Annotated in this window: 19 protein-coding genes; 5 read left to right on the forward strand and 14 right to left on the reverse strand. The window is 56.5% G+C overall.

Translation table 11 applies throughout. The annotated features are described in order from the left end of the window. Window positions 1-112 precede the first annotated feature (112 nt). The 3 genes from PVT68_RS08985 to PVT68_RS08995 all read left to right on the forward strand — a co-directional run bounded on the left by PVT68_RS08985 (window position 113) and on the right by PVT68_RS08995 (window position 5,561). The gene (locus PVT68_RS08985; RefSeq protein WP_280322402.1) at window positions 113-2,584 is read left to right on the forward strand and encodes a glycoside hydrolase family 31 protein; all 2,472 of its coding nucleotides are present in this window, start codon (window positions 113-115) and stop codon (window positions 2,582-2,584) included. 113 nt (window positions 2,585-2,697) lie between these two features. Continuing rightward, on the forward strand, window positions 2,698-4,590 hold the full coding sequence (locus PVT68_RS08990) for an alpha-amylase family glycosyl hydrolase (RefSeq protein ID WP_280322404.1): 1,893 nt from the start codon (window positions 2,698-2,700) through the stop codon (window positions 4,588-4,590). Window positions 4,591-4,721: 131 nt separating this feature from the next. After that, window positions 4,722-5,561, forward strand: coding sequence for a DUF3014 domain-containing protein (locus PVT68_RS08995; RefSeq protein WP_280322405.1), 840 nt, complete (start codon window positions 4,722-4,724; stop codon window positions 5,559-5,561). Window positions 5,562-5,620: 59 nt separating this feature from the next. On the opposite strand, the gene PVT68_RS09000 is transcribed toward PVT68_RS08995, so the two are convergent. The 10 genes from PVT68_RS09000 to PVT68_RS09045 are packed head-to-tail and all read right to left on the reverse strand — an operon-like array spanning window position 5,621 to window position 14,117. Continuing rightward, entirely contained in the window at window positions 5,621-6,331 is a 711-nt protein-coding gene (locus tag PVT68_RS09000) for a hypothetical protein (protein WP_280322406.1), read from the reverse strand. Beyond that, window positions 6,318-7,127, reverse strand: a complete 810-nt coding sequence (locus tag PVT68_RS09005) for an FTR1 family protein (protein WP_280322407.1) — start codon at window positions 7,125-7,127, stop codon at window positions 6,318-6,320. Before PVT68_RS09005 ends, PVT68_RS09000 begins: the two co-directional genes overlap by 14 nt. Window positions 7,128-7,146: 19 nt before the next feature. After that, complete coding sequence (locus tag PVT68_RS09010) at window positions 7,147-7,506, reverse strand: cupredoxin domain-containing protein (RefSeq protein ID WP_407666137.1); 360 nt, start codon at window positions 7,504-7,506, stop codon at window positions 7,147-7,149. After that, complete coding sequence (locus PVT68_RS09015) at window positions 7,478-8,866, reverse strand: ATP-binding protein (RefSeq protein WP_280322408.1); 1,389 nt, start codon at window positions 8,864-8,866, stop codon at window positions 7,478-7,480. The genes PVT68_RS09010 and PVT68_RS09015 overlap by 29 nt, the downstream gene beginning before the upstream one ends. Next, the gene (locus tag PVT68_RS09020; RefSeq protein ID WP_280322410.1) at window positions 8,863-9,525 is read right to left on the reverse strand and encodes a response regulator transcription factor; all 663 of its coding nucleotides are present in this window, start codon (window positions 9,523-9,525) and stop codon (window positions 8,863-8,865) included. The genes PVT68_RS09015 and PVT68_RS09020 overlap by 4 nt, the downstream gene beginning before the upstream one ends. Before the next feature lie 27 nt (window positions 9,526-9,552). Then, window positions 9,553-10,242, reverse strand: a complete 690-nt coding sequence (locus PVT68_RS09025; RefSeq protein ID WP_280322411.1) for a tetratricopeptide repeat protein — start codon at window positions 10,240-10,242, stop codon at window positions 9,553-9,555. Between the two features lie 11 nt (window positions 10,243-10,253). Beyond that, on the reverse strand, window positions 10,254-11,066 hold the full coding sequence (locus PVT68_RS09030; protein WP_280322412.1) for an SDR family oxidoreductase: 813 nt from the start codon (window positions 11,064-11,066) through the stop codon (window positions 10,254-10,256). A 2-nt stretch (window positions 11,067-11,068) separates the two neighbouring features. Next, window positions 11,069-11,740, reverse strand: coding sequence for a TenA family transcriptional regulator (locus PVT68_RS09035; protein WP_280322413.1), 672 nt, complete (start codon window positions 11,738-11,740; stop codon window positions 11,069-11,071). Further along, the gene (locus PVT68_RS09040) at window positions 11,737-13,332 is read right to left on the reverse strand and encodes an AMP-binding protein (RefSeq protein WP_280322414.1); all 1,596 of its coding nucleotides are present in this window, start codon (window positions 13,330-13,332) and stop codon (window positions 11,737-11,739) included. Before PVT68_RS09040 ends, PVT68_RS09035 begins: the two co-directional genes overlap by 4 nt. Then, window positions 13,329-14,117, reverse strand: a complete 789-nt coding sequence (locus PVT68_RS09045; RefSeq protein WP_280322415.1) for a thermostable hemolysin — start codon at window positions 14,115-14,117, stop codon at window positions 13,329-13,331. Before PVT68_RS09045 ends, PVT68_RS09040 begins: the two co-directional genes overlap by 4 nt. Window positions 14,118-14,469: 352 nt before the next feature. Between PVT68_RS09045 and PVT68_RS09050 the strand changes: the two genes are divergently transcribed. Continuing rightward, a complete protein-coding gene (locus tag PVT68_RS09050; RefSeq protein WP_280322416.1) occupies window positions 14,470-17,574 on the forward strand; it encodes a hypothetical protein in 3,105 nt (1,034 codons plus the stop codon). Between the two features lie 150 nt (window positions 17,575-17,724). Here the strand turns inward: PVT68_RS09050 and PVT68_RS09055 are convergent, their stop codons facing one another. Beyond that, on the reverse strand, window positions 17,725-19,473 hold the full coding sequence (locus PVT68_RS09055; protein ID WP_280322417.1) for an alpha-amylase family glycosyl hydrolase: 1,749 nt from the start codon (window positions 19,471-19,473) through the stop codon (window positions 17,725-17,727). A gap of 278 nt (window positions 19,474-19,751) precedes the next feature. On the opposite strand from PVT68_RS09055, the gene PVT68_RS09060 reads away from it, so the two are divergent. Beyond that, window positions 19,752-20,591 (forward strand): universal stress protein, encoded by an 840-nt coding sequence (locus PVT68_RS09060; RefSeq protein ID WP_280322418.1) that lies wholly within the window; start codon window positions 19,752-19,754, stop codon window positions 20,589-20,591. A gap of 157 nt (window positions 20,592-20,748) precedes the next feature. Here the strand turns inward: PVT68_RS09060 and PVT68_RS09065 are convergent, their stop codons facing one another. The 3 genes from PVT68_RS09065 to PVT68_RS09075 all read right to left on the reverse strand — a co-directional run bounded on the left by PVT68_RS09065 (window position 20,749) and on the right by PVT68_RS09075 (window position 25,349). Continuing rightward, entirely contained in the window at window positions 20,749-22,857 is a 2,109-nt protein-coding gene (locus PVT68_RS09065) for a M3 family metallopeptidase (protein WP_280322419.1), read from the reverse strand. Window positions 22,858-23,723: 866 nt separating this feature from the next. Next, complete coding sequence (locus tag PVT68_RS09070; protein WP_280322420.1) at window positions 23,724-24,227, reverse strand: hypothetical protein; 504 nt, start codon at window positions 24,225-24,227, stop codon at window positions 23,724-23,726. A 579-nt stretch (window positions 24,228-24,806) separates the two neighbouring features. Continuing rightward, window positions 24,807-25,349: a hypothetical protein gene (locus PVT68_RS09075; protein WP_280322421.1), complete on the reverse strand. Its 543-nt coding sequence runs from the start codon at window positions 25,347-25,349 to the stop codon at window positions 24,807-24,809. Window positions 25,350-25,604 lie beyond the last annotated feature (255 nt).

Raw genomic sequence — 25,604 nt, forward strand, 5'->3', positions numbered from 1 at the left:
GAGAAAATAGCTGGAGGTCCGCCCGAATCCCTGAGGGACCACAAGGTCGCCGCAGGCGGTGACCGGTGCGGGTTTCCAGTACGCCGATCTACCAAAATAAAACAGCTCGACGATGAAAGAGAAAGCACACACTAAGTCTCCCGTTCTGGTGAAAGCCCTGGGCCTCGGCCTGTTCCTGGCTGGCGCGCTACAGCCGGCGGTGGCCGCAGATACCCGTGAGTACCAGCAGCACCACCTGCAGAGCGGCGCCCTGGTGATCGATACCAGCGACAGCCAGGTCACCCTGACCCCACTGAACAGCGGTGCGCTGGAAGTCCACTACCAGCGCGAAGGGCTGAAACAGCTGCCCTCCTTCGCCATCGCCCCCAACCGGAATGACGATTCCGCGCAACTCAAGTCAGATATCCACGCTCAGCTAAGCGTCTCTGACGATGCCCTGCGCTTTGCCCTGGGCGGCCTCACCGCCGTTATCCACAAGTCCCCCTTCGCGATTGAATACCAGCGCGATGGAGAAAGTCTGCTGGCGGAAGAGCACGGGTTCTTCGCCAACCAGACCATGCGCGGCTTTCGCTTTGCACTACAGGAGAGTGAAAAGCTGATCGGTGGCGGTCAGCGGGTGCTGGGTATGGATCGTCGCGGCCATCGCCTGCCGCTCTACAACAAGGCCCACTACGGCTATACCACCGAATCCGAGCAGATGTATTTCGGCCTGCCGGCGGTGATGAGCAGCAACAAGTACATCCTGCTGTTCGACAACAGTGCCACCGGCACCATGGACCTGGGCGCCAGCGAAAAGGACGTGATGCAGTTCGAGGCGGTGGCCGGGCGCAGCAGCTACATCGTGGTTGCCGGCAACAGTTATCCACAGCTGATCGAGAACTACGTGGACGTGACCGGTCGCCAGCCGATGCCGCCACGCTGGGCGCTGGGCAACTTCGCCTCCCGCTTCGGCTACCACAGTGAGCAGGAAGTGCGCGGTGTGGTGGAGAAGTTCCGCGAGGAAGATTTCCCGCTGGACGCCGTGGTGCTGGACCTCTACTGGTTCGGCCCGGATATCCAGGGCCATATGGGCAACCTGGCGTGGGACAACCATGCCTTCCCCACCCCGGTGGAGATGATGGCGGATTTCCGCGAGGACGGGGTCAACACCATTCTGGTGACCGAGCCGTTTGTACTCTCCACTTCTGAACGCTGGGACAGCGCGGTGGCCAGCAACGCGCTGGCGAAAAACCTTGCGGGCCAACCCAAGCAGTTCGATTTCTATTTCGGCAACACCGGCCTGATCGACGTGTTTTCGGAAGACGGCCGCGACTGGTTCTGGAATATCTACCGCGACCTGAAACAGCAGGGTGTCGCCGGCTGGTGGGGCGATCTGGGCGAGCCGGAAGTACATCCTTCCGATACGGTCCACGCCATCGGTATGGCGGACGAGATCCACAACGCCTACGGTCACCGCTGGGCGCAGATGCTGTTCGACAACGAACAGGCGGCAAGCCCCGATGAACGTCCGTTCATCATGATGCGCGCCGGTTTTCCGGGCTCCCAACGCTTCGGCATGATCCCCTGGACCGGCGATGTGGCGCGCAGCTGGGGTGGTCTGAAGCCTCAGGTGGAACTCGCCCTGCAAATGGGCCTGCTGGGATTCGGCTACACCCATTCCGATCTGGGCGGCTTTGCCGACGGTGAAAAATTCGACCGCGAACTGTATATCCGCTGGCTCCAATACGGCGTATTCCAGCCGGTGTACCGCCCCCACGCCCAGGAACATATCGCTCCCGAGCCGGTATTCCACGATCGCAAGACCCGCGACATTCTCCGTGAGTACGTAAAACTCCGCTACCGCCTGCTGCCCTACAACTACACCCTGGCGTTTGAGAACAGCCAGACCGGCATGCCACTGATGCGCCCGCTGTTTTTCGAGAATGAACACACGCTGGCGCTGATGGACAACAAGGATGCCTACCTGTGGGGCAATGATTTCCTGGTGGCCCCCATTACCGAGGAAGATATCGATGCGGTCAATGTACAGCTGCCCGGTGGTGTCTGGTTCGACTTCTGGAATGACAACCAGTATTCCGGTGACGCGGCGCGGGTGGAAGTGGACCTGAAAACCATTCCGGTACTGGTGCGTGCCGGTGCCTTTATCCCCAGTGTTGCGGATATGAAAGCCACCCGTGATTACTCCAGCGCTTACCTGCGTCTGGACTATTACGCCCACGCTTCGGTGCAGCAGTCCTCCGGTTATATCTATGAGGACGACGGGGTTACCGCGAATGCATTTGCCAAGGGCCAGTACGAAAAACTGCTGTTTGCCGGCGAGCGCAGCGAAGCGGGTATGACGTTCAATCTGAAGCGCCAGGGCGAAGGCTACACCGGCGCGCCGCAAAACCGTGTGATCGAGCTGGTGCTGCACAACTGGCAGCAGCTGCCCGCCAACATCACCGCAGGCGAGCAGACAATCCGCATCGTGGATCGCGTACAGCAGTTCGCGGATAACACCGCTTACTACGACAAACGCAAAAATACCCTGCAGGTGAAATTCCACTGGAACGGCGAGCCACTCAGCGTCTCCGTAAACCACTAAGCCAAAAACGAAGTACCCGTAGGAGCCTGCCTGCAGGCGAACAGCTGCGGGCTCTGCAGTAACCCCAGTTCGCCTGCAGGCAGGCTCCTACAGAAATGTTGCACTCAGAACTTATGAAAAAATTTGCCCAGTTACTTCTAGCCTCGGCCATCGCCGCCGGCGCCCTGACCGCCTGCGACAGCCACACGTCAACAGCCAAAGAAAACCCGCCCGAAACCGTTGCCCAGGCTTCCGCCGGCAAACCGGTGATCTACCAGGTTCTGCCACGTCTGTTCGGCAACACCAACAGCACCAACAAGCCCTGGGGCACCGTGGAAGAAAACGGTGTGGGCAAGTTCAACGACTTTACCCCCGAAGCCCTGGCCGGAATCCGCGCGCTGGGTGCGAATTACATCTGGTACACCGGCTCTCTGCACCACGGCGTCGTGCGGGATTACACCGACATCGGCATCAGCAATGACGACCCGGATGTGATCAAGGGGCGCGCCGGTTCCCCCTATGCGGTGAAGGACTACTACACCGTCAACCCGGACCTGGCAGAAGACCCGGCCAGGCGCCTGGAGGAATTCAAGGCATTGATCGAGCGCTCCCACGCCGCCGGTCTCAAGGTCATCATCGATATCGTGCCCAACCACGTCGCACGCAATTACCAGTCCCTCGCCAAGCCGGAGGGGGTGCGTGACTTCGGCGCCGACGATGACACCAGCGTGGCTTACGCCCGCGACAACAATTTCTATTACGTGCCCGGACAACCCTTCCTGGTTCCCGAAGCCGAGGGCGGCTACCAGCCCCTAAACGGCGAACCCCACCCACTGGTGGATGGCCTGTTCAGCGAAGTGCCCGCCAAATGGACCGGCAACGGCAGCCGCGCCGCACAACCCAAGCACGACGACTGGTATGAAACCGTCAAAATCAATTTCGGCGTGCGCCCGGATGGCAGCCACGACTTCCCCGAATTGCCGGCGGACTACGCGCACAAAGACTACCGCGCTCACGCCGCCTTCTGGGCCGACAAGGAAGTACCGGACAGCTGGAAGAAATTCCGCCAGATTACCGACTACTGGCTCGACTTCGGCGTGGACGGCTTCCGCTACGATATGGCCGGTATGGTGCCGGTGGCCTTCTGGAGCTACCTCAACTCCGGCATCAAAATGCAGAACCCCGACGCACTGCTGCTGGCGGAAATCTACCAGCCGGACCTGTACCGGGATTATGTGCGTCTGGGCAAGATGGATTACCTCTATGACAAGGTGGGCACCTACGACGCCATCCGCGCGGTGATGGAACACAAGGCCGGTACCGACCCACTGGTTGGCATCCAGCAAAGCCTGAACGGCATCGAAGACCATATGCTGCGCTTCCTGGAAAACCACGATGAGCAGCGCATCGCCAGCCCGGAATTTGCCAGCAGCCCCCGCGCCGGTATTCCCGCGATGATCGTATCCGCCACCATCAGCGGTGCCCCCACCCTCGTTTACTTCGGCCAGGAACTGGGGGAACCCGGCTACGGCGACGCCGGTTTCGGCAAAAGCAGCCGCACCACCATCTTCGATTACTGGTCCGTGCCCAGTATCCGGCGCTGGAACAACGACGGCGCCTTTAACAGCGAAAAGCTCAACGCAGAAGAAATCGCTCTGCGGGACTTTTACCGCAGGCTGCTGAATTTCACCCGCACAAGCGCCGCGCTGCGGGGCGAATACCGCGACCTGCACGCCTTCAATCGCGCAAATGGTGAAGGCTACGGCGACCGGCTGTTCAGCTTCGTCCGCTGGCAAGGCGACGAAAAACTGCTGGTAATCGCCAACTTCGCGGACAGTGACAGCAACCTTACCCTGCAGCTTCCCGCGGAACTGGTTCAGACGTGGCAATTGCGGCCGGGTAAGTACACCCTAACTAACCAGCTGCAATCGGGCAGCGTTGAATTGAATATCGACAATGATCTGGGTGGAGCAGTCGAGCTCACCCTGCCTGCGCTCTCCGGTCAGGTCCTGCAACTGGCCAACTGATCCCCATCTACAGCGCTTTTGCCTACCGGCAAGGGCGCTGTATCCGAAACCTTCGTCACCTGATACTGTCCTAGACCTCATAGTCAGTGCATTACACTGACTTTTTAGGGATCAACGGGAGGAGCAGGCAGATGGGCAACAGTATTCGCGATTGGCTGGTGGCGTTGCTGGTGGTGGCAGCGGTCATTTTCGGTATTTACTGGTTTGCGCTCCGCGAAGCACCCAAGCCGGAAATTCCCGCCCCAGTCACCGAACCCGCACCGGAAACCGTCCCATCCGTCGATATCGAACAGCCGGCAGAGGCGGAAATTCCCCCCGCACCGGAACCCGCCCCTCCCGCAGAGCCCCCACGACAACTCCCCGCCCTCGATGACAGCGACAAGGAGGCCCGCGCCGATATCGCCAGTCTGTCCAGCGGACAGGAACTGGCGGAATGGGTAGAGCCGCAGGAAGTGGTGCGCAAATGGGTGGCCGCGGTAAATACCGCCACCAAGGGCGACCTGATGCACAAGAACCGCCCCTTCCCCAATCTGAAGGGCGGCATCATCGTCAAGGAATTGGAAATCCGCCCGGACGGCGCCAAGGTGTACGTACTTTCCCAGGAAAACTACCAGCGCTACGACAAACCAGTGCGCCTGCTGGCCATGGTGGATACCGACAAGGCGGTCGGCCTCTACCAATTCTGGTACCCGCGCCTGAAACAGGCCTATGGCGAGCTCGGCCTTAAGAACAAGAACTTCCACGCGGCGGTGCTCGCCGCCATCGATCAGGTACTTGCCGCGCCGGACATCGAAGGTCCGATCAAACTGGTGCGCCCTACGGTGTACTACAAATTTGAAGACCCGCAGTTGGAAAAAATGCCCGGCCTACACAAGCTGATGATCCGCATCGGACCGGACAATGCCGCGCGGGTAAAAGAAAAACTGCGCGAACTGAAGGCCAGCCTGCAGAATCTGCCTAGCGACGGATAGCGCCGTTAAATAATTGGAAACACGCCGGTGGCATTTCGTCACCGGCACAGGTTCAGGGTTCAGAAATACTCGTATTCCAGCAGCAGCCGCACGGACTGATCAGGGCTTTCACTGGTCAGCCCCTGAATAATTCCCACTTCCCAGCGCAACTGGCGACCACCGTCAAAGCGCCTGGCTCCCAGGACCACCGGTCCGATGCCTAGCAGATCTTCCGCTGCATACAGCTCTAGTGCCGGCTCAAACACCTGGGACCAACGATAGCGCGCTTGCGCCCGCAGCCCGGTTTCAAACTCGTCACTCACACTCCCCCATTCGTAGGCGAGAGAAAGGTTGGCGGTGCCGGTCCAGCGCCCCCACTCGCGGGCACTGATCAGCGTAGCCACCGCTTCCCACTGATTAGTAGAAAATTCCCGCTCCAGTTCAAACAGCATGCCCCAGTCTGCGGCGTATTCACCCTGCTCGCTCAGCTGCCATTTAGCCTCGAGCTCCAGCGCCTCGACGTCCAGGTCCCGCTCCTGACTTTTTTTTCCGATCGCATAAACTTCCCCAAACCAGCGGTCGGAAAAACCGTAGCCGATGCCCAGGCGATGCAGCCAGAGATCGTCAAGATCGTCCTCGTCGGAATCCCGGGTTCCCACCGTGCGCCATTCAATTTCCGTTTCCAGCGGCTGAACATAGGGGTCATAAACCCGGTCGACCAGATTGCCATCGGCAAGTACCGGAAGACTCGGTAATACAAGCGCTATGCAAATCGCCTTACGCGAATTCATTGGAGGACTCCCTTTCCGGCAGGCCGCGCCTGAACCAGGTCGCGGATAAAAGAAAGGCCATCAGCAACAGACCCAAAACATAGGCAGCGACGGCGATCGGGGTTGGCGTTGCCTCATAGCCCAATAGCGCATAACACAGCTGCCCCATCAGGGAGTTTTCTGACAACAGTGCCGAGGTATCCCACAGCGGGGTTTGCGCGGGCAGCCAGTCTGCCTGTTCCAGCAACTGGGTCGCCTGCAGGCACAGCCCTGCGGCCACCAGGGTGAGAAGTACCAGTGCAACGAGCAGGCGGCGTCTTTGAGGCAAACCTACCAGCAGGTAATAAAACAGTGCGCCGATACTGAAGCCGATACCGGCACCGATCAACGCCCCCGACAGCACACTTTGCAGCAAATCGCTCTGGTGCCGGAACGCGATCATATACACGAAGACTTCCGACCCCTCCCGCAAGGTTGCCAGTGCCACCGCAAATACCATGCACCACTGCAACAATGCGCGATATTGCTGCCTGCCACCGCGATTGTTGATCAGCAGAATGCCGATCAACAGCAGCAACCCGTAAATGGCAAACTGCATCGCCGCGTTCAGCAGCTCCTGCCCCATCCCGTCAAAGGTTTCAGAAACCGCGCCAATAGCGGCGCCGTAGGCAATGGACCCGAGAATTCCCCCGGTCAGCGCGATAAATATCCAGCGTGACTTCAATCCCAGGTAGTGCGTCATGGCAAGCAGAATACTGAGCAGGAGTGCTGCTTCCAGCACTTCGCGCAGCACCAGGATGACACTGGTCAGTAGCATGATGGCTTTCTCCCGGTCATCATTGCGCAATCACCTTGCCCTGTGCCGTTTTCGGATTGAACTCCCCAAAAAATGGGTACTCTCCAGGAGCCAGCGGCCCGATAAAAATAATGGCTTTCTGCCCCCCCATAATGACTTTCTCGCGATTGAGTTCATAACTTTCGAATTCTTCGGGTGTGGCATCGCGGTTAATTACAATCAGTTTTATCTTGGTATTCGCGGGCACCTTGAGCACCGACGGGTAAAACAGGTGGTCGCGGATCTCGAGTTGTATTTCCGGATGCGCAGCGCTGGCCGGCAGCGCCGGCATCCACACGGAAACAACCCCGGTAATACTGGCGATCAAACGGTTACGAAAGCGCGCGTTCATCTTCGACATTCTCATTGGTTATTTCACGCGTTGTTCTTTCCAGTGAAGGGAAGCGCACCACGACCAACAGTCCCGGTGCCTGCGCACGGCCAAGGGGAGAAGGTCCAAGAGTGATCTGCGCCTGATGCAGTTCGGCAATATGGTGCACGATGGAAAGTCCCAGCCCACAACCGGACACCCGACTTTCATGGCGGTCGCCACCCACGCGGTAAAACCGCTCAAAAACCCGCTCGCGCTCCGCGGTGGAAATACCCGGGCCGGAATCCGCCACCTGTAACACCACAGCATTTTCCAGCACACGCACATCGACCGCGATCCGGCCACTTTCGGGGGTATATTTACCGGCATTGTTGAGCAGGTTCTGCAGCAGCAACACCAGCGCGAACTGGTCGCCAAGGATATAAGCAGCCTCCCCACCCAATTCAATTTCCTGCGCGCGGCGGGCAAATGTCGGATACGAGTCTGCAATGACATCCCGTGCCAGGCGGTGCAGATCGATGGGTTCAAAGCGCGCCGGGTAATGCTCCGGCGTCATACGGAACAGGTTGAGCATCTGTTCTACCAGATGCGACATACGCGCGATGCTGTTCTGCAGTTGCAGCAGGGACTGCTGGGTTTCCCCACTATTTTTCGCTAACAAGTTGGCCAGATTGTCCGCATGTACCTGTATCGCAGCAATGGGCGTGCGCAGTTCGTGGGCGGCGTCAGCGGAGAAGCGTCGCTCCCGGTCAAAGGAGGCCTGCAGGCGTTCGAGCAGCGCATTGGTGGAGCGCACCAGTGGCAACAGTTCTTCCGGCGGCGATGACAGGGCCAGCGGCGTCAGATCCTCAGCGCGCTTGCGACGTAACTCGTCCGCCAGCTGTCGCAGGCTGTTCAGGCCGCGGCCCACCACCAGCCAGATCAACAAGCCGGCAACCGGCAGTCCCAACAGGATCGGCACTACCGACTGCAGCACCACCTCATCCGCCAGGCGAAAGCGCAGGTCGACCCGTTCCGCCACACGGATCGAGCGGCCGTCGTCACCGGTGTGCCGATATACCCGCCAGCGAAACCCGGAAAAATTTTCCTCGCTGAATCCCGCCTTCCCTTCACCGATGGGCGTCACGGGGGCATTGTCCGAGCGCATCAGTATCTTGCCGTCACGGGACCAGACCTGAAACGCCTGCAGGTCGTTTTCATTCACCACCAGTGACGCAGCCCGATTGACCGGCATCGCCGCCAGCAATCTGGCAGTACCGAGAATCTGGCGATCGAACAGACGCTCCGCCTCCGCCATACTCGCGCGATAACCGTGCAGTGCGGCGACAAAGTTCACCAGGGTGATGGTGGATAGCAGCGCAATCAGCAGGAATATTCGGATTGACTTCAACGCGCCGGCCCCAGCTTGTAGCCGACGCCACGGATAGTCTGAATCAAATCGGTACTGATTTTTTTACGCAGGTTGTGAATGTGCACATCCACGGTATTGCTCGCAACCGACTCGCCCCAGCTGTACAGCTTGTCCTCAAGCTGTTCGCGGCTGAGGATATGTCCGGGGCGCTCCGCCAGTGCGCGCAACAGGCTGAATTCCCGGCGCGAAAGCCGCACCGGATTTCCCGCGTAATGAACGGTGTGCGTCGCCAGATTGATGACCACGTCACCGATGATGACTTCGGCAGAACCGCCACTGGCGCCGCGGCGTTCCAGCGCGCGCAAGCGCGCCAGCAGCTCGTCCACCGCAAACGGCTTGGTGAGGTAATCATCGGCACCGGCATCCAGCCCCTGCACTTTTGACGGCAGGTCGTCGCGAGCAGTCAGGATAAGCACCGGCGTTTTTATCTGGCGCCCGCGCAGGGCCTTGAGTACCCCGAGTCCGTCCATGTCCGGCAGGCCCAGGTCGAGCACCAGAAGGTCCGGCTGCGCGGCCACGGCAAGCGCAACGCCCTTACTGCCAGACGGGGTGTGATCGACGGCATAGCCGGCGTGGCGCAATGCCGTGGCAATCCCTTCTGCCAGGGACTGGTCGTCTTCAATCAACAGTATCCGCATACTTCCCCGCCGGTTTACTCCACCGGCTCAGTGGAGTTTCTGCCGAATTTTCGCCTGCAGTTGCTTGATCTGGCCAAGGCGTCCTTCACTGGCCACCGGGCGGTTCATGTCTTCGGGACCATGCTCGGCGCGATCGGCAAAGGTAAGCGCCTCGGTATACTGCTTCTGCTGAAACAGATAATCGGCATAAAAATAATTGGCATCCATGTCATCGGCGCCGTATTCCAGCCCCTTTAACAGGAAGGTCTGTGCCTTTTTATCATCACCGAAACCAATCGGCCAGCCGGGCACCTGGTAATACAGCGAACCGAGGCTGGTATAGGCCGCGCCGTCCAGTACGCTGCCGTCCAGTGCAATGGCATGCTCCAGGTCGGCCTTGGCCGCTTTCACGATAGGCAGCGCCCCCAACCCGCCTTTGGCACCGGCATGGGAGGCGTGAACGATGCCACTCCAGGTCCACACCGCGGCATTGTCGGGATAGCGCACCGTCAATGCGCGGGCTTTTTCCGACAATACCCCTAGCTTTTCCGCACGCTGTTTTTCCGGTGTCAGGTACTGGATCTGCGCCCAATCGCGCTGCAGATCGTGTAGGTCCTGCTCGGCAGTCTGCGCAAAGGACGGCATCGCCAGCGCACTGATCCAAAAGAACAGACACAACAGCAGGCTGCGCAGATGGGTGCTGGCCTTTCCTTGGATTGCAGTGGACAGAGTATTCATCAAGTTTCTCCCTATGGATGGTTTTGCTCGGCGAAGCGGCGAATCACCGGCATTTTCTTTACCAGTGCACTGTCGACCAGCGACGGTAATACGGCATTGATCTTGATAAACAGGCGCTCAGGCCAGCCCATAAAGCGGCGCGCGCTGCGTCCGCCCTCGAGCAGTGCCAGACATTGTTTGGCGACCAGTGTTGGGGAGTCCGAACGGTTGCCCAGCGCACGGTTGAGCTCTACCACCGCGTCGGTATTCAGGGATGTGTCCACGGCGCGGGGCGCGAGATAGTGGACCTTGACCCGGCTGTCTCCGAGCTCACGGCGCAGCGCTTCGGTAAACCCGTGCAGGCCAGACTTGCTGGCCCCGTAGATGCTGAAACCCGGGTGACCGATATGCCCAAACGCCGAGCCAATATTGATCACCGCACCCCGTGGACTGCGCAGCAACAGTGGCAACAGGTCGCGGGTCAGTGCCATGGGTGCCAGTAAATTGGTTTCCAGTATCGCGCGCATGGCGGTATCGTCGGTGTCGGCGAGCAGTGCAAAGCGGGCAACACCAGCGTTATTGATCAGCACGTCCACACCACTGGAAAGCGAATGACAGGTGCGAATCAATTCACAGCGCTGTTGCGCATCGCACAGGTCCGCCGGTAACACCAGGTGCCGGTGAGCTTCGGGTAGTTCGCTGCGCAATTGTTCAAGTACACGCTCGCTACGGCCCTGCAGCAGCAAACTGTGTCCGCGTACGGCAAGACTGTGGGCCAGGGCATTGCCGATGCCGCCGCTGGCACCGGTCAGTAAAATAGTGCGTGTTTTATCGGTGTTCTCCATGATCAGGCGACCTCGGCGATCGCACTGACCGCGGCGACTTCGCGGAATATGCCTGCATACAGGCGATAAATGGCCCGCGCACCATGCACAATCGCGCGCTGGTCTTCTGCATCGTCAATCTTGTTCATCAGCCCCTGGAAAAATTCCACGTGCCCTACATCCAGGGCGCCGTGGGAGCGCAGGTAGCTGAACGCGCTACTCGGTAAATCCAGTGATTTCTGAATCGCGCCCGCCGCCAGATCCGCGAGCTTTATGCTGGTGCCCTCGAGTACATGCACCATGCCGAAAAAACCGAGGGGGTTACCGCGGGCGATGGTGTCGTAGGCATAGGCCACCATCAATTCGGTACTGAAATTTGGTTTGCTGCGCCGCACCGCTTCCGCATCCGCACCACAGGCAGCGATGTCATTCAGAACCCACTCCTGATGGCCGGTTTCTTCCTCGATATATTCCGCGAGTGCCACTCGCAACCACTCCTGCCGGTCCGTAAGGCGGCTGCCACAAGCCATCATCAGCGGGACGGTATGTTTGACGTGGTGATAGGCCTGAGACAGAAATCCGACATATTCCTCGAGCGTGATTTCGCCACGGGCACCCCGCTGGATCACCGGCAGGCTGAGCAGCTGCTGTCGCTCGGGTTCGGTCTCACGCTGTAACTGGTCGAAGAAATTCATTGGGTAACTCCTGGATTTGGCGCACCAGCAGCGAGGGCGGGTGACGAAGGGGAACTGGTTTTCGGCGGGATTCGATAGAGGTTTTCGATGATCTGCGCATAGCGCCTGGCAATAGGATCGCGACGTGGGCGACCATTGGCGGTAAGCAGGCCACCGGAAAATGTGAGCGGCTCAGGCAACAACGCCCAGTGCTGGATACGGGCGTAATCCGGCAGCCCACCGTTGACCGTTGCGATCCAGTCGTCGATTTGCCGTATATCGGTATCGGGGCGAACGAACAGCAGCGCACTGCAATAAGGACGAGCATCCCCGACCACCACACACTGCAGGATCTGCTGTGAACGCAGTAATTCGCTCTCGATCCACTCCGGCGAAATGTTGCGGCCATAGGTACTGATCAGGATATTTTTCTTGCGCCCGGTAATGTGCAGGAAGCCATCGCTATCCCGGGATCCCAGGTCGCCCGTGGCCAGCCATCCATCTTCGCAGCCATCACCGTCGTCACTGCCACCACCTTCGGCGCTGTCAGGCTGCGTGCCCAGGTATCCGAGGTAACGCGGGCCCCGCACCACCACCTCGCCATTTCGCAACGAGATCTCGCAGTGCGGCAGCGGTTTGCCCGCGGTACCCTCGCGCACGGCACCGGGCAGATTCAGCGCCACCACCGAACCGCATTCGGAAAGACCGTAGCCCTCGTACACCGGCAACCCCATGAGGGTCGCTTCCCGCAGCAGCTCGGCGGATACCTTGCCACCACCCACAGCCACGAAGCGCAACGAGACAGGTGGTTGCCAACCGGAGTTATCCACCTGCTCCAGCAGCGACTTCAGGATCTGTGGCAACAGGATCAGGCTGTCCGGCTGGTGCTCGTCGATACAGGCGCACAGGCGCGGCATATCCAGTTGCGAGCTGCCGGAGAAACCCAGTCGCTCCAGACCCGGCACCAGCGCGGTACCGCCCAGCAGCCAGCAGGTGTAGGCGCCGGCAACGTTTTCCAGCAGGGTCGCCAGCGGCAGCAGGCACATATGGGTGGCGCAGCGCAGGGGCGCGAGACACTCCGCCAGTGCTTCGGCGGTGGCGAACTGGGTCGCATTGGAGAGACACACCCCCCTCGGGGTCCCGGTGGAGCCAGAGGTGAAGGTGATCTTGGCAGTTTCCGCTGGCAGTTTTGCCGGCTGGACCTGACTGCACGGCAGCAGGGTCATGCCGGCGAACGCCTCGGCCGGGCCAAATCCCGGCGCGTCGGCAAAATAATCGGGCATGTCGGTCAGCAGCGCCTGCAAGCCGCTGGTAACGAGAGTGTGCAGAAGCTGTTGTGGCGAGAAGAATCCGGGCAGCGGAACCAGGGTCACTCCCGCCAACTGGCAGGCGAGATCCACCAACAGCCAGCGGGGACCGTTGTTGGCGAACAGGCCGACCACTTGCAGGTCACGGCGAGTTATCGCTTCGGCAATAGCCGTCACTTCCTGCATCAATTCGCCGTAGGTAAATCCCTCGTGGTCGCCAAGCAGTGCCGCGCGCCCGGGATAGGTTTCGGCCGTAGCGCGCAGGCTCTGCAACAGCGGGGAATGGGCATGCGGGTTATCCGTCATACACCGGCCTCCATCCACTGGCGGGCGAACGCCGTTGCCTGGGGACGGCACACCGCCAGCAGCTCGCTGATCAGCGGGCGCTCCAGGCGCCGCTCGCGCTCGGCTTTCACGTTGATCGCAACCACCGCCGGGCGCGTATTGTAGTAACTGCCCCAGTCTGCCAGCTCGGCCCCAAGCCGGGAGCCGTCCGCGCGACACAGAAACAACTGGTTGTCGGTCAGTTTCTGCAGCAGGTGCTGCACTTCCGGCGTAGCGGTGAAGATGGCCCAGGTGAGGTCTGCCGCCGCAAATAATTCCGCCAGCATCAGGAACAGCAGGCGGCTGCCACCGCGCGCGGTCGCCACCAGATTGCCGATTTCGACGATATCGGCGCGGTCTACCGGAACCCCCGCGCAGGCCTCCAGCAGGGATTCCAACGGCTCGTCGAAATACTGTTCCAGGAACAGCGGCTCGCGGGCCGCCTGGCGCAGCCCCAGTACCCCATCTATCTGCTGGCCATGACCGTAAGAAAGCAGCCAGGGCATAAAGTGCTGCAGCCTGGCGCCATAGACCTGCTGGAACTGCCGGGCAATATAGGTTTCTACCGTTGTGCGCGCAGCGTCCTCATCACCACTGAACTGAAATGTTAGCGGTGGGCTGGTCTCGCTGTCCTCTGCCCTGTCGCCACTAGCGGCATAAGGCTGGCGCGCCACGGGTTCACCACCCAAAACCTCTGTGCGGCCAGCGTAACCGCCGGCCAGTCCCCGGAGCTCAAATGCATACGGCGTGCGGATATCCACTGCCATTTCCCTTTCTCCTGATAGAAATCGGATACAGGCAGTCTACGGGGGCTAAATTAAGGCAAACTTAAGACTTCCAACCTGGCGCAAGATGTCACGGGTGAATTACGGCGCGGCAATGCACCACGCAAACGGGTGTCATTTGTCTGCAAACGAAAAATCCATACTTTTCAGGCTTTTACTTCATCAATTCCCCATATCAGCCAGGGCAAAATTCCTTGCGTACCTACCAAATATCGCAGACCATCGTCTGGTTACGTCCGGGACATGACCGTTCTGGCGATCAGCAATATAAAAAAGAAATCTAAAAACAGGCGCCACGCAAAATAACTCTACATCAGCCCAGGGAAAGCTACTGATGGGGAAATTACCAAGCGGTACCTTCAGATTTAAACTCGGATATACATTTTGCATTTCCGCACTAGTCTCGACGCTCCTCACTGCCTGTGGAGGCGGTAGCTCCGGAGGTGGCAACAGCACAGGGAGCAGTTCCGGTGGCAGCAGCTCTGGAGGCAGCAGTTCCGGAGGTAATAGCGCCCCCAGTATCAGCAGCCTCGTCCTTGATCCGGTCGACGCCTATGCAAACACCCACCTGACCGCACAGCTTTCCGCCAGCGATCCCGATGGGGACACGTTAATAGAAAGCTACGCCTGGTATCTCAACGGCGAACTACTGGAAGACGAACATAGCCGGCATTTGAATAGCCAGTATTTCTCGTACAGCGATCAACTCCGGGTAAAGGCAACGGTTACCGACCCGGGCGGTTTATCCGCCGAGCGTGAAGCGACCACGGTAATCAAGAACTCCCCGCCCACGATCAGCATCGCCTCCCTTTCACCAAATCCCGCCTACACCAACACGCCATTGAGTCTGGTATTGTCCGCCATCGACCCCGATCAACAGGAACTGACCACAACCTATCACTGGTCCGTTAACGATGTGGCTGTTGATGGCTTTGACGGCGCAACCCTGCCCGCCGAGTACTTCGTTAAAGGAGACAACGTCAGTGTTCAGGTTGAAGTCAGCGATGGGCAGCTATCGGCAAGTGAAACCCTTGCACTGACCATCAGCGATGCCCCGCCGTCCTTTTATATTTCTGGCGCTCCGGACACAGCAGAATATGGGGTTCCGGTGACTTTCACCGTCGGCGCGGAAGACCCGGACGGTGAAGAAGTAGCGTTTGAATTTATTGCCGGCCCGAACGGAATGAATGTCGATGAGGACGGCATCGTCACCTGGACACCCACCGGGCCCATGTTTGATACGCGACAGGATGTGTACTGGAAAATGTCCCTGGAGCAGTATGGTGTTTCAGAGTTCTTCACCGGCACCATCACCGTTGTCGATGAGGACCGCCTTCCCCCGATTTCACGTAGTGGTCTTGTCTTTGAAAATACGAGCTGGCAGAGCTTCGCGGCTGGTGACTTTTCCGGAAATGGGAGCCGGGAATTGCTCGTCGCGGATAACGCCCAAAGTCTGTATACCATTGCGTTCGATGGCAGCGGATACCAGCAAAACTGGATGTATCCATTCATTCTCGAACAGGGTGGAAAAATCAGCTGCGTTACGAGCGGCGATATCGATAATGACCAGATTGATGAAATTTTTGTCGGCATCAACAATTCACAAAACTTTGGCAATGAAGACAGCACCAGGATACTGATTCTCGACGGTAAAAGTCGCCGTGTGCGCGACACCATCGATATCCAGGCATCCCTGGTCACCGCCATTCGTATTGCCGACGTCAACAATGATGATCAAAAAGAAATTATTTCTCTGGTCAGAATCGATCTTTATGGCGACGATGAACACAGAGTGGAGGTTCGCAATTCAGCAGACTTTGGTGTGTTGTGGCGGTCTTCCGCGCTTGCGGAACAGCAAGACATTGCGGTAGGTGATATCGATGGCGATGAGATAAACGAACTGGTGTTACCGGGAGGGTATGTTTTCGGTTTCAACGGCAGCCAGTTTGCCAATGAATGGTTGTATGGGGATGGATTTGGTTACCAGGTAAAAACGACAGATATAGATGGTGATCAAATCGATGAAATTGTGGGAAATTCCAATAGTAGCTCCAGTCCTGGCCTGATCGTTTACGACGCCGTCAACAAATCGATAAAAGGACAGATATCGGGAAAATATTCGGATTTCGCAGCTTCCGATGTGGATGGCGATAACCGCTCGGAAATACTTGCCATTCCATACAGTGCATACAAGTCGACGCTCTATTCGTTCGATACAAATACCACATCAGGTTTTTCTATCAATTGGGAACTGAGTATCCCACGCGGAGCAAACAGGGGACTGATCGCCGAACTGGATGGCGACGGGAAGTATGAGTACGTCATGATTGATAGCGATGACTCTCTCCTGACCGTCGCGGGAGAAAACCCAGAAATAGAGGTTGAATGGCAAAACGCGCACCTCTACAAAATCGCCCGTTCCTTTCGCGGGGGAGAGCAGATGCAATTCAACGGAAAAGGAAATCGGCTGGTCTTCTTTGCCGAAGCGAGATCCAGCACGGAAACGGAAACAATGCTAGGGGTCAGAGCTATTCAGATGGATCCTCAGGGCGGGGGACTTGAATGGTCCACTCCACTGGCTAACTGGCTTTCCAGCTATTCTGATAGTGAGCTGGTCGACCTCGGAGTGGACGGAAATCCAGAACTCTATGTTCTGAGTGATCAGACCCTTTCTCTATACGACTTCTTTTCCAATTCCATTGTGTGGAGCAGATCCGAGTATGGCCAAGGCGTCGCCAAGGGAAGGCTCGACGACGATCATGAAGATGTATTGGCGTTTCTTTCAGAACGCGGCGACATACGTGTCTATGCTTCAGGAGGTCAGACTCTCCTGTCTGAGGTTGCTGGCGAAGCCGGCAAAAACATCCTGATAGCTGATTTGGACGGCGACCGGACCGGCGAAATCATTACCACAAGTAATCAGATTATCTCTCGATACCTATTGGTCGATGGCAGCCTTACACTGGTGCAACAACAGACCATGGAGAATATTGCACCAGCACTGGCGGAGCCAGAATATGTCGGCGATCTGCAGGAGTCCTATATCAATACCCTCACCACGGGCGATCTGGAAGGTGACGGCAAGCAAGAACTGGTTTTTACCGCCACCTATTTCCCCGAATACACCTGGCTAGTGGTTCTCAACCACGACTTGTCGCCGCGCACTGCATACCGGTTTTATGGGGACATAGGAAATGTGCAAGTACAGAATTATGGGACTGGCCGCCGAAATTTACTGATCAGCAGCAGTACCGACCTCCTCAACTACACACATAGCCAGATTCTGGAAATCGCGCCGGACTCATTCACAGAGGTATCCAAGTCACCTTACCTTCCCCTTACGATAAGGCATCATGGTATGCAGTTTGTCGATACAAATAATGATGGCATTCCCGAGCTGAGCTACAGCACATACCAATCAATGAACGTGACACGTTGACTGCGATTTCGAAACAAAAAAAAGCCGGTATCAGGCCATAGCTGATACCGGCGAATCTTTCGACGAAGAAAGAGAAGGGTCACATGCGGTCGATGATTACCGCAGTATTCAGATGTAAACCAACATCCAAATTCATAGAATCCATAGCGCTTAGCGCGCGCTCATTTGCTGGTTGGCGGGGGATCCCAGCAGCAGAATGTCAAACTGGGTATCAAACGCCAGCATCCCGTTTTCAACTCTGGCTTCAGCACCGGAGTAGTAGTCCTTCACCAGAGCGCCTTCGGCAAAGACACCTTCCGCGGAAAGGGTTTTGCGACCCGCCGGCAGATCCAGTGCCACCATCACACGATCGTCCTCAAGTGTGCGGGAGAAAACGTACGGCGTGTCACTCAGCTTCTGGTGCACACCGGCACCCACGGCAAAGTGCGCGCGGCGGAACTGGCCCAGCTTCTGCCAGTGGCTGAGAATTTCCTGGGTCTGTGTCTGCTGCAGGCTTGCCCAGTCCATCGGCACGCGCATCGACGCATCGCCATAGGCCTGTTCATCGATCATCGGCCGTGCCACTTCGTCGCCGTAGTAAATCTGTGCGGCGCCGGGGGCGAGCATGAGTTTCAGTGCGGCACTTTTGACCTGCTTGCGCTCGCGGTCAAAAGAGTGGTGATCGTCGTGGGAACCCAGGTAGTTCAGTACGGAAACGCCCTGCAGTTCACCCTCATGCAGGGTGCCGGAGTACTGACTGAAAATGGTCTCCATGTCCTGAGCCGCATGGGCAGCGAAGCCCATATTGATCAGGCTGTCGAATCCATAATTGAAGAAATCCACCTTGCGGTCGCCGTAATCGTAGAAACGGCCCTCGCTGTTGGCGAAATTGTTGATGCCATAGTGATACACCTCGCCGACCATAAAGAATTCGCGGTCGTCGAGCTTCTCACTGGCATGAGCCGCCTTCCACTCGGCGAGGGCGAGGCTGGCTTCTTTCTTCAACACTGCCCAGATTTCCGGCTCGGTGTGTTTCACCGTATCCACGCGGAAGCCATCCACGCCGTACTCGCGCACCCAGTCGGTGAGCCATTTGACGATGTAATATTTCGGCGCGCGCGGATAGCCGGTGCGCGCGAAGAAGGCGTCCAGTTCGGCGACTTCCTGTTCCAGGCGGCCCTCGCGCTGCCACTTTTCCGTCAGCTGCGGTGGCAGTGCTACAGGCTCCTCACTCTCGGTGAGGATATCCGGCAGGTTGTTGGTCAGGGCGCACTGCACATTCTGGGCAAAGCTGCTCCAGTCGCACTGGGGGTTGGTACGTACCCAGTCTGACGGCCACAGGGGGTCTTCACTGGTCACCGGGCCGGTATGGTTGATGATCACGTCCATCAGAACCCGCACGCCCTTTTTGTGGGCGACATCAATCAATTCTGCCAGGTCCGCCTCGCTACCCAAGTTGGCGTCTACCGCGGTCCAGTCTTTGGGCCAGTAGCCGTGGAAGGCATAGGTGCGTTTGTCGCCCTCATCAAAGCCGTGCACATTTTCCACCACCGGCGACATCCAGATGGCATCGACACCCAGATCGGTGAAGTAGCCCTCATCCAGCTTCTGGATAACCCCGCGCAGGTCGCCGCCATGAAATCCCCGCATATAAGCCGCATCGGCCTGGCGTCCGTAGGAGAGATCATTGCCCGGGTTACCGTTGTGGAAGCGGTCCGGGAGCATGAAATAGACCGTGGCGTTACGCCAGAATGGATCTGCGGTCGCCTCCTTGACCTGGGTCAAGGGCGCTTCGGCCAAGCTAGTAGAAGATGCGTCCGAATGCGGCACGCCCTGCTCGGCGGTGTTGTTGTCGGAGCAGGCAGCCAGGGCCAGAGCCGCTGCGGAAAGCACGCTAGTCAGGCCGGCAATTTTTTTCATTATCGTCTCTCGCTCGTTATCCAACGGTCATCACTGCTGGCTAATTTACGCACCTGACGCAAAGTTTCCTCAACCCCACGCGGGGCGTAGACCCGCCCGCATCGGTGTAGAGGGAGGTGCTGCGCGAGTGAAAAAAGCGGCGTCCAGTGATAACCTTGACCACCCAGTCTTGGGGCCTCCCCCATAGCCTCCGGGCAATAACAACAGGGGTGGCACCCGGGACAGACCAACGTTCAGAGAGAAAACCCAGGGATTCGATTCCACATTAAGGAGTGACCATGCAGGAAAAACCCATCGTATTCGTCGTTGTCGACCCCAATGATGATCAGCACGTAGCCCTCGAACGCGCCCTCACCACTGCCAAAGAGCGCAATCCGCAACCCAAGCTGGCGGTTTTCGTGGCTGTCGACGGTGAAGCGGTAGACACCCGTGCGGTGAACGATCACCTGTTCCGCGACGAATTCTGGTTCCGCGACCAGATTCGCCAGCCGATCGAAGAGGCCGGCGTGGAGTTCGAGATCAACGTCTGCTGGTCCAGCGACTGGCAAGGCGCCATCATTCAGGAATCCAAACGCTATAACGCGGAAATGATCTACCTGCCGGTGCACGCCAGAAGCAGCAGCCGCTTCACCTTCGCCGAATCCAAGTGGCAGGTGCTGAAGCAGGCCAAATGTCCGGTGGTTCTGATCCGTCCCGGCGCCAAGGCCCGCCGCAAAGTGGTACTGGCCACCGTGAATTACCAGGCCCAGACCACCCAGCAGCGCCAGCTCAACCGCCAGATTACCGAGCGCGCCAGCTATATTGCCAGCGTGTACGGCGCCGAGCTGCACCTGGTCAATGCCTTCCTCGACTCCATGCGCTACCCCGATCGCGGCGCGCTGGCCAAGCTCGCGGATAAAACCGGCGTACCCACCGACCGCATTCATGTGAAGCAGGGCTACACCAACGAAGTGGTGGCAGAAATCGCCAAAGAAGTTGATGCGGATGTCGTAGTGATGGGCACCCTGAACCAGCACGGCGAAACCGGCTCACTGCTGCGTGGCAACACCGCCGAGCGGGTGATCGGCTCCGTGGAAACCGATGTGATGGTATGTAACGCGTTTACTGTTACCAAGTAACGAAGACGCCGCTTTGCCGACCAATAAAAAACGCGGCTCAATGCCGCGTTTTTGTGCCCGATCAACGGGCTCCAAGAAATAAATTTCACTACTACTCAAGCTATTGCACATGTAGTTTGAATTTGCCACCTGTAGATATAACAGGAATCGACTTCACTCACTTTCGCACCACGTCTGAGGCACTCGCCAGTTGCAATCGCTGTACATAGGCGTCGATGGTGTAGTCCCTACCGAGGAAATCCCGCACCAGTTCAGCGGCGGGCTTGGAGCCACCGGCGGCCAGCACCAGGTCGCGGTATTCCGCTGCCACTTTTTTGTTGCGCAGGCCTTCCTGTTCGAAGCGGCTGAACATGTCGGAGGCGATGGCCAGTGACCATTGATAGGTGTAGTAGTTGGAAGCGTAGCCGTCGAGATGTCCGAAACTCGCATACATGTGCGCATCCGGCACCGGCTCGAAGACCGCGTACTTGCGCTCGACTTCCGCGGTGCGGGTATCCAGGTCAAATTCCGCCGGGTCGGACTGGTACAGGGCATAGGAAAGTGCCGCAAAGCCAAGTTGCCGCGCCGTGTCAGTGGAGAGTCCGAAATCCCGCGCCGCGTACATGCGTTCGAACAGCGTATCGGGCAGGGGCTCACCCTCGCTGTTGATGGCAAAGGTGCGCAGGGTTTCCGGATCCCACACCCATTCTTCCAGCATCTGCGAGGGCGCCTCGACAAAATCCCACTCGGTTTTGATACCGCTGATACCTGCCCAGCGCTGGTGCCCGGCGAACATCCCGTGGATCAGGTGCCCGAACTCGTGCAGGAAGGTCTCGACCTGGGAAAACTCCATCAAGGCCTGGGGGTCCCCCTCCCCCGGGAAGTTGCAGCCCAGCGCGAGCACCGGCGGCTGCTGGTCGCGAATGCCGGTCTGGATCGGGAAAGCCGCAGCGTGCTGGAATTTGCCTTCCCGCGGATGCATATCCAGGAAAAAGCGCCCCACCAGTTGCTCTCCCGACCACATTTCGTAGGCCTCGACACTCGGGTGCCAGACATCGGTTTGCCAGGGCTTGAACTCCACCTCAAACAGGTCGCTCACCAGCCCCAGAATGCCGTCGCGCACCCTGCCATAGGCGAAATACTGCCTCATTTCGCGGGCATCGACCTGATAATCCTGCTGGCGGACCTTCTCCTTCAGGTAACTGACTTGCCAGCTCTTCACGCTCTGCGCATCCGGATTCTGCTGCTGCAGCTGGCTAAGCAGACGCAGGTAATCTGCGCTTACTCCTGCTCGGATCTCCCCATCGAGCCGGTGGATAAACTGCTCCACCACTTCACCGCTGCCCGCCATCTTGTCGACCGTGTTCAGGTCAACAAATTTGTCGAAGCCCAGCAGCTGGGCCTGTTCATGGCGCAAACCCAATAGCTTTGCCAGCACCGCCTTGTTCTGCGGGTATGCCCGACTTCTGAACGCCTGCATTAGCTCGAGCCGCAACTGGTCGTTATCCGCGTATTGCAGCACCGGCATTAAATCCGGGTAGCGGGTGGTGATATTGACCAGGCCATTGTCATCGGCGGGGTGCGAATCGATAAAGTCCTCAGGCAACCCGGCCAGCTGCTCCGGTTCCGCCTGCACGGAGCGGACATCCTCGCGGATATTGCGCCCGAATTCCTGACCAGTCTGCACAATCTCTTCGCTCAGCTGCTTCAATCGCGCGCGCGTTTCTTCATTTTTGTCGACGCCATTTAGACGCAGCGCCTGCAAGGTTTTATTCACATAGTGCCGGCTGTCGGCGGCCAGCGTTTTCTTCCCCAGGGCCTCCAGTCGTTCGTACAGTGGGCGCGACATCTGTGCATCCGTGGCGATGCGGTTAAAGCCACTGACGCACTCTTCCGCCGTTGCGCGCAAATCCGCATCGGGATGCAGTGAAGAAAGTGTCGAACTGCGCCCGTACTCATCGCTAATCTGCATTTCGAGCCGGCTGAAGCGGTTAAGGAACCCATCTTCGGTGTAGGGCCCCTCCTCCGCTTCAAGGGCGTCCAGCGCCGCATCCAGCTCCTTTTCCTTCGCTGCGCAGTGTTCGGCCAGGTCGTCCGCTGTTGCCTGGCTGCCAAGGAAATAGGTCATTCCCTTTGTGGAAGGCTGATCTTCTGACAGCTGCGGCGCTAAGGTATCAGCAGCCGTTGCCGCGTCGGTATCCGCCTTATGCCGCTCGCATCCGGACACCACAAGCAGGCAGAGCGAAACCCCGAAAATCGACATGATTCCGCGAAACATAGACAACATGAGCATTCTCCCGTGGTCAGATAGGTTCTTTCCCTGAATACAACGGGTCAGAGGTCGCCAGCCAGGATAAGGCGCAGACAGAAGCATCCCGGTGGCAAATTTGTGTTGAGGAATACCAATCGCTGAAACGATTGGTGAACAGACCAGAGACTACCGGAAAGTGGCTACCCTAATGTTGAAGTTTGCGCCAATCTGGCTTTTTCACTTGCACGCTGGGGAGACATAGGCGGGGGGCCAGTTATTCCGTTAGCCGGTATGCGAGCGCTCCGCTTTCCGTTAAAAAAAACACCCAAGCATGAATACTCACTTTGTACAGTATTGAGTACTCTTTCAGCCAGCCCGCGTAAGCTATGAAATCATCTTCGCAGCAAAAACAGATCTGGCGATTGTTGCCTCTTTGGATCAAATGCAGGGGCGTGCCCGCAGGCGCGAGTCGGGGCAGTCTGGCCATAAATTCCCCCTTGAATATATGGCCATCAGGATAAGGGATCGCAATTTCAGCAAGATCCATTGGGCGTCAAAATTTTACTCTGACCCAAAAATCCCCAAAATTCATGCCCACCGTTTGAAAAACCCTTACTTTCTTCGATAAACAATGGCAAAAAATGAATACACTAGAAACACAATAAACCCGAGAAAAAATTTCCCTAAAATAACACTCAACGGGATTTCATGAAATTTTTCTTGGGAATTAAAAATGTAAAACTCCAAAAACCAAAGTACGCCACCGAAGCAAGAAATCATAAAAATCCGGAGCACGCTAACCAGCTGCTTGCGATATTTATCATTCACCTAAGCCACCATGCACTCCCCTCACAAAATTTTACTCCGACCTCTAAATTTCCCTAATAACGGGGTAGAACCCATTATCTACTTAGGAGCTCCTGAATCTCATCTCCAGAGATTTTTATTTCATTTGAATAAACTACGCGAACCATATCGAAATATCTTAGCCTGATGCAAACATCTCTCGGCGACTCATGTAAATCGAATCCCAACTTGCTATAACCACTCCACCCTTTGTTCGCATCTTTTGTGACCTCCCAGTGTGTATAGACGATTAGATCGTAAACATCTGGAGACTCGCTTTTAGCTCTATCCCACAAGGATCGTGAATCTACATTCCACCCTTCCAAGTAAACAAGATCCAACCCTACAAAATACTTTGATTCCGTATCATCACAGAAGTGAACGTCCGCCGCGACAATGTTATGACCGCGAGCCATTTCCACCAGATCCACTTCCGATGAAATTGAGACCACAATAAAGTCCTCACCTACATACTTAAGTATCGGTAGGTTAGTATTTTTTCCTATCACAGCGCCAAGATCTTCCCTGGCAACATTGGCCAGATGATCTCTTTCAATCACGAAGGAGCATCCGCTCGCACAAAGCAACACAAGTAGCAAGCATATGCCTCTATCCCCAAAAATCTTATTCATTGACACCAAAATTTTACTCTGATCCCAAAACTTACTCTGACCCCAAAACTTAAACTTATAACTTACTATCCAGACTGCCTAACAAACTGAAAAATTGTTAACAGAAAAAACAGAGCAACAATATATAAGTCAAGCAAAACGGATCGTCTTATTTTCTCGCATTCTTCATGATTGCCGTTAATAGTTAGATATTTTTTCTTCAAAAGAATACTTGTATAAACTAATTGATCATTAGCTCTCATGTACCAGGGGAGACTACTCTGCTCAAAGAGAGAAGGGTACTTCTGCCTAAGATGGAGATAATGTTTAAACCTTGCTCGGCTAACAATCATCATCCGCAAAAAAATAGAGATAAATACAAGAAGCCATATAACCGATAACATATCAATAACCTCAATCATTCAACAACGGAAAACACAAAATTTTACTCTGACCCCAAAACTCCAAAACTCCCATGCCCCCAAAACTCCAAAACTCCTTAAACTTAGTGACCCCTTCGATTCGCTTTTATATACTTGTCGCCTCGTCAAAGAAATCACTGCGTTTTTCTATACGAAAATCTGTCTTTAGGAACAATACAAATTCCTCTCTTACCACCTGCGAACCAGAATTTACCAACTGCGCCACCCCACTAATCTGATAGTCTTCATACTGAAAATTTTCAGCTGTTAAAGGCCCAATTGACGCCCTAAACACCTTTCTACCATCGTATAGCTTAGGATCACCAAAACCCAAATCAGAAAACTCGTATTGATTATTTGTTTTCAACCCTAAGAGTTTAACTTCTTTTATTACAAGACCTTCTACTACACAGCGACCAGAGCACGAAAAAGAAAACTGCAAATTGTACGGAAAGCCCCATTCCAAAAAGCTCCCCCCACTTTCTTCGTAAGCTTCACGATAATTTCCCACGAAATTAATGCGCAAAACGCCGCCCGATAACTCTTGGCTTGCCAGTTCATATCCGTAATATTTAACTTCTTTACACCCTGCCAACATTGAGCTTAAGAGTGAAACACAAAATATCAATAAAAATCTCTTTAAGCTCATCTCTATTCATCCTCTACATTATTCCCGCATCCCAAATCCCTGGCCTCCAAATTCCAAACTTCTGAATGCCACTCTACTCTGATCCCAAAAATTTCAATTATTTAGAACAGCCTGCAAGCCTGTTTTCCTTCCTAAGGATCACGCTGTATTCTTTTGATTCTCTTAATTTAGAGTCAATTGCCGCGAAAAAATTTCTATACTCATAAATTTGAGCATTAGCGTAACAAATCTCCAACTCTGTACTGGAAGTCCAAC

This window comes from Microbulbifer bruguierae, assembly GCF_029869925.1.
GTDB classification, from domain to species: Bacteria; Pseudomonadota; Gammaproteobacteria; order Pseudomonadales; family Cellvibrionaceae; genus Microbulbifer; species Microbulbifer bruguierae.

What these genes read in the sequence shown, in the direction of transcription:
- PVT68_RS09025 (WP_280322411.1), bottom strand. Translation starts at nt 10,242, where the DNA reads ATGAATACTCTGTCCACTGCAATCCAAGGAAAGGCCAGCACCCATCTG.
- PVT68_RS09020 (WP_280322410.1), bottom strand. Translation starts at nt 9,525, where the DNA reads ATGCGGATACTGTTGATTGAAGACGACCAGTCCCTGGCAGAAGGGATT.
- PVT68_RS08990 (WP_280322404.1), top strand. Translation starts at nt 2,698, where the DNA reads ATGAAAAAATTTGCCCAGTTACTTCTAGCCTCGGCCATCGCCGCCGGC.
- PVT68_RS09065 (WP_280322419.1), bottom strand. Translation starts at nt 22,857, where the DNA reads ATGTTGTCTATGTTTCGCGGAATCATGTCGATTTTCGGGGTTTCGCTC.
- PVT68_RS09075 (WP_280322421.1), bottom strand. Translation starts at nt 25,349, where the DNA reads ATGAGCTTAAAGAGATTTTTATTGATATTTTGTGTTTCACTCTTAAGC.
- PVT68_RS08995 (WP_280322405.1), top strand. Translation starts at nt 4,722, where the DNA reads ATGGGCAACAGTATTCGCGATTGGCTGGTGGCGTTGCTGGTGGTGGCA.
- PVT68_RS09005 (WP_280322407.1), bottom strand. Translation starts at nt 7,127, where the DNA reads ATGCTACTGACCAGTGTCATCCTGGTGCTGCGCGAAGTGCTGGAAGCA.
- PVT68_RS09000 (WP_280322406.1), bottom strand. Translation starts at nt 6,331, where the DNA reads ATGAATTCGCGTAAGGCGATTTGCATAGCGCTTGTATTACCGAGTCTT.
- PVT68_RS09030 (WP_280322412.1), bottom strand. Translation starts at nt 11,066, where the DNA reads ATGGAGAACACCGATAAAACACGCACTATTTTACTGACCGGTGCCAGC.
- PVT68_RS09050 (WP_280322416.1), top strand. Translation starts at nt 14,470, where the DNA reads ATGGGGAAATTACCAAGCGGTACCTTCAGATTTAAACTCGGATATACA.
- PVT68_RS09060 (WP_280322418.1), top strand. Translation starts at nt 19,752, where the DNA reads ATGCAGGAAAAACCCATCGTATTCGTCGTTGTCGACCCCAATGATGAT.
- PVT68_RS08985 (WP_280322402.1), top strand. Translation starts at nt 113, where the DNA reads ATGAAAGAGAAAGCACACACTAAGTCTCCCGTTCTGGTGAAAGCCCTG.
- PVT68_RS09040 (WP_280322414.1), bottom strand. Translation starts at nt 13,332, where the DNA reads ATGACGGATAACCCGCATGCCCATTCCCCGCTGTTGCAGAGCCTGCGC.
- PVT68_RS09035 (WP_280322413.1), bottom strand. Translation starts at nt 11,740, where the DNA reads ATGAATTTCTTCGACCAGTTACAGCGTGAGACCGAACCCGAGCGACAG.
- PVT68_RS09045 (WP_280322415.1), bottom strand. Translation starts at nt 14,117, where the DNA reads ATGGCAGTGGATATCCGCACGCCGTATGCATTTGAGCTCCGGGGACTG.
- PVT68_RS09010 (WP_407666137.1), bottom strand. Translation starts at nt 7,506, where the DNA reads ATGTCGAAGATGAACGCGCGCTTTCGTAACCGTTTGATCGCCAGTATT.
- PVT68_RS09055 (WP_280322417.1), bottom strand. Translation starts at nt 19,473, where the DNA reads ATGAAAAAAATTGCCGGCCTGACTAGCGTGCTTTCCGCAGCGGCTCTG.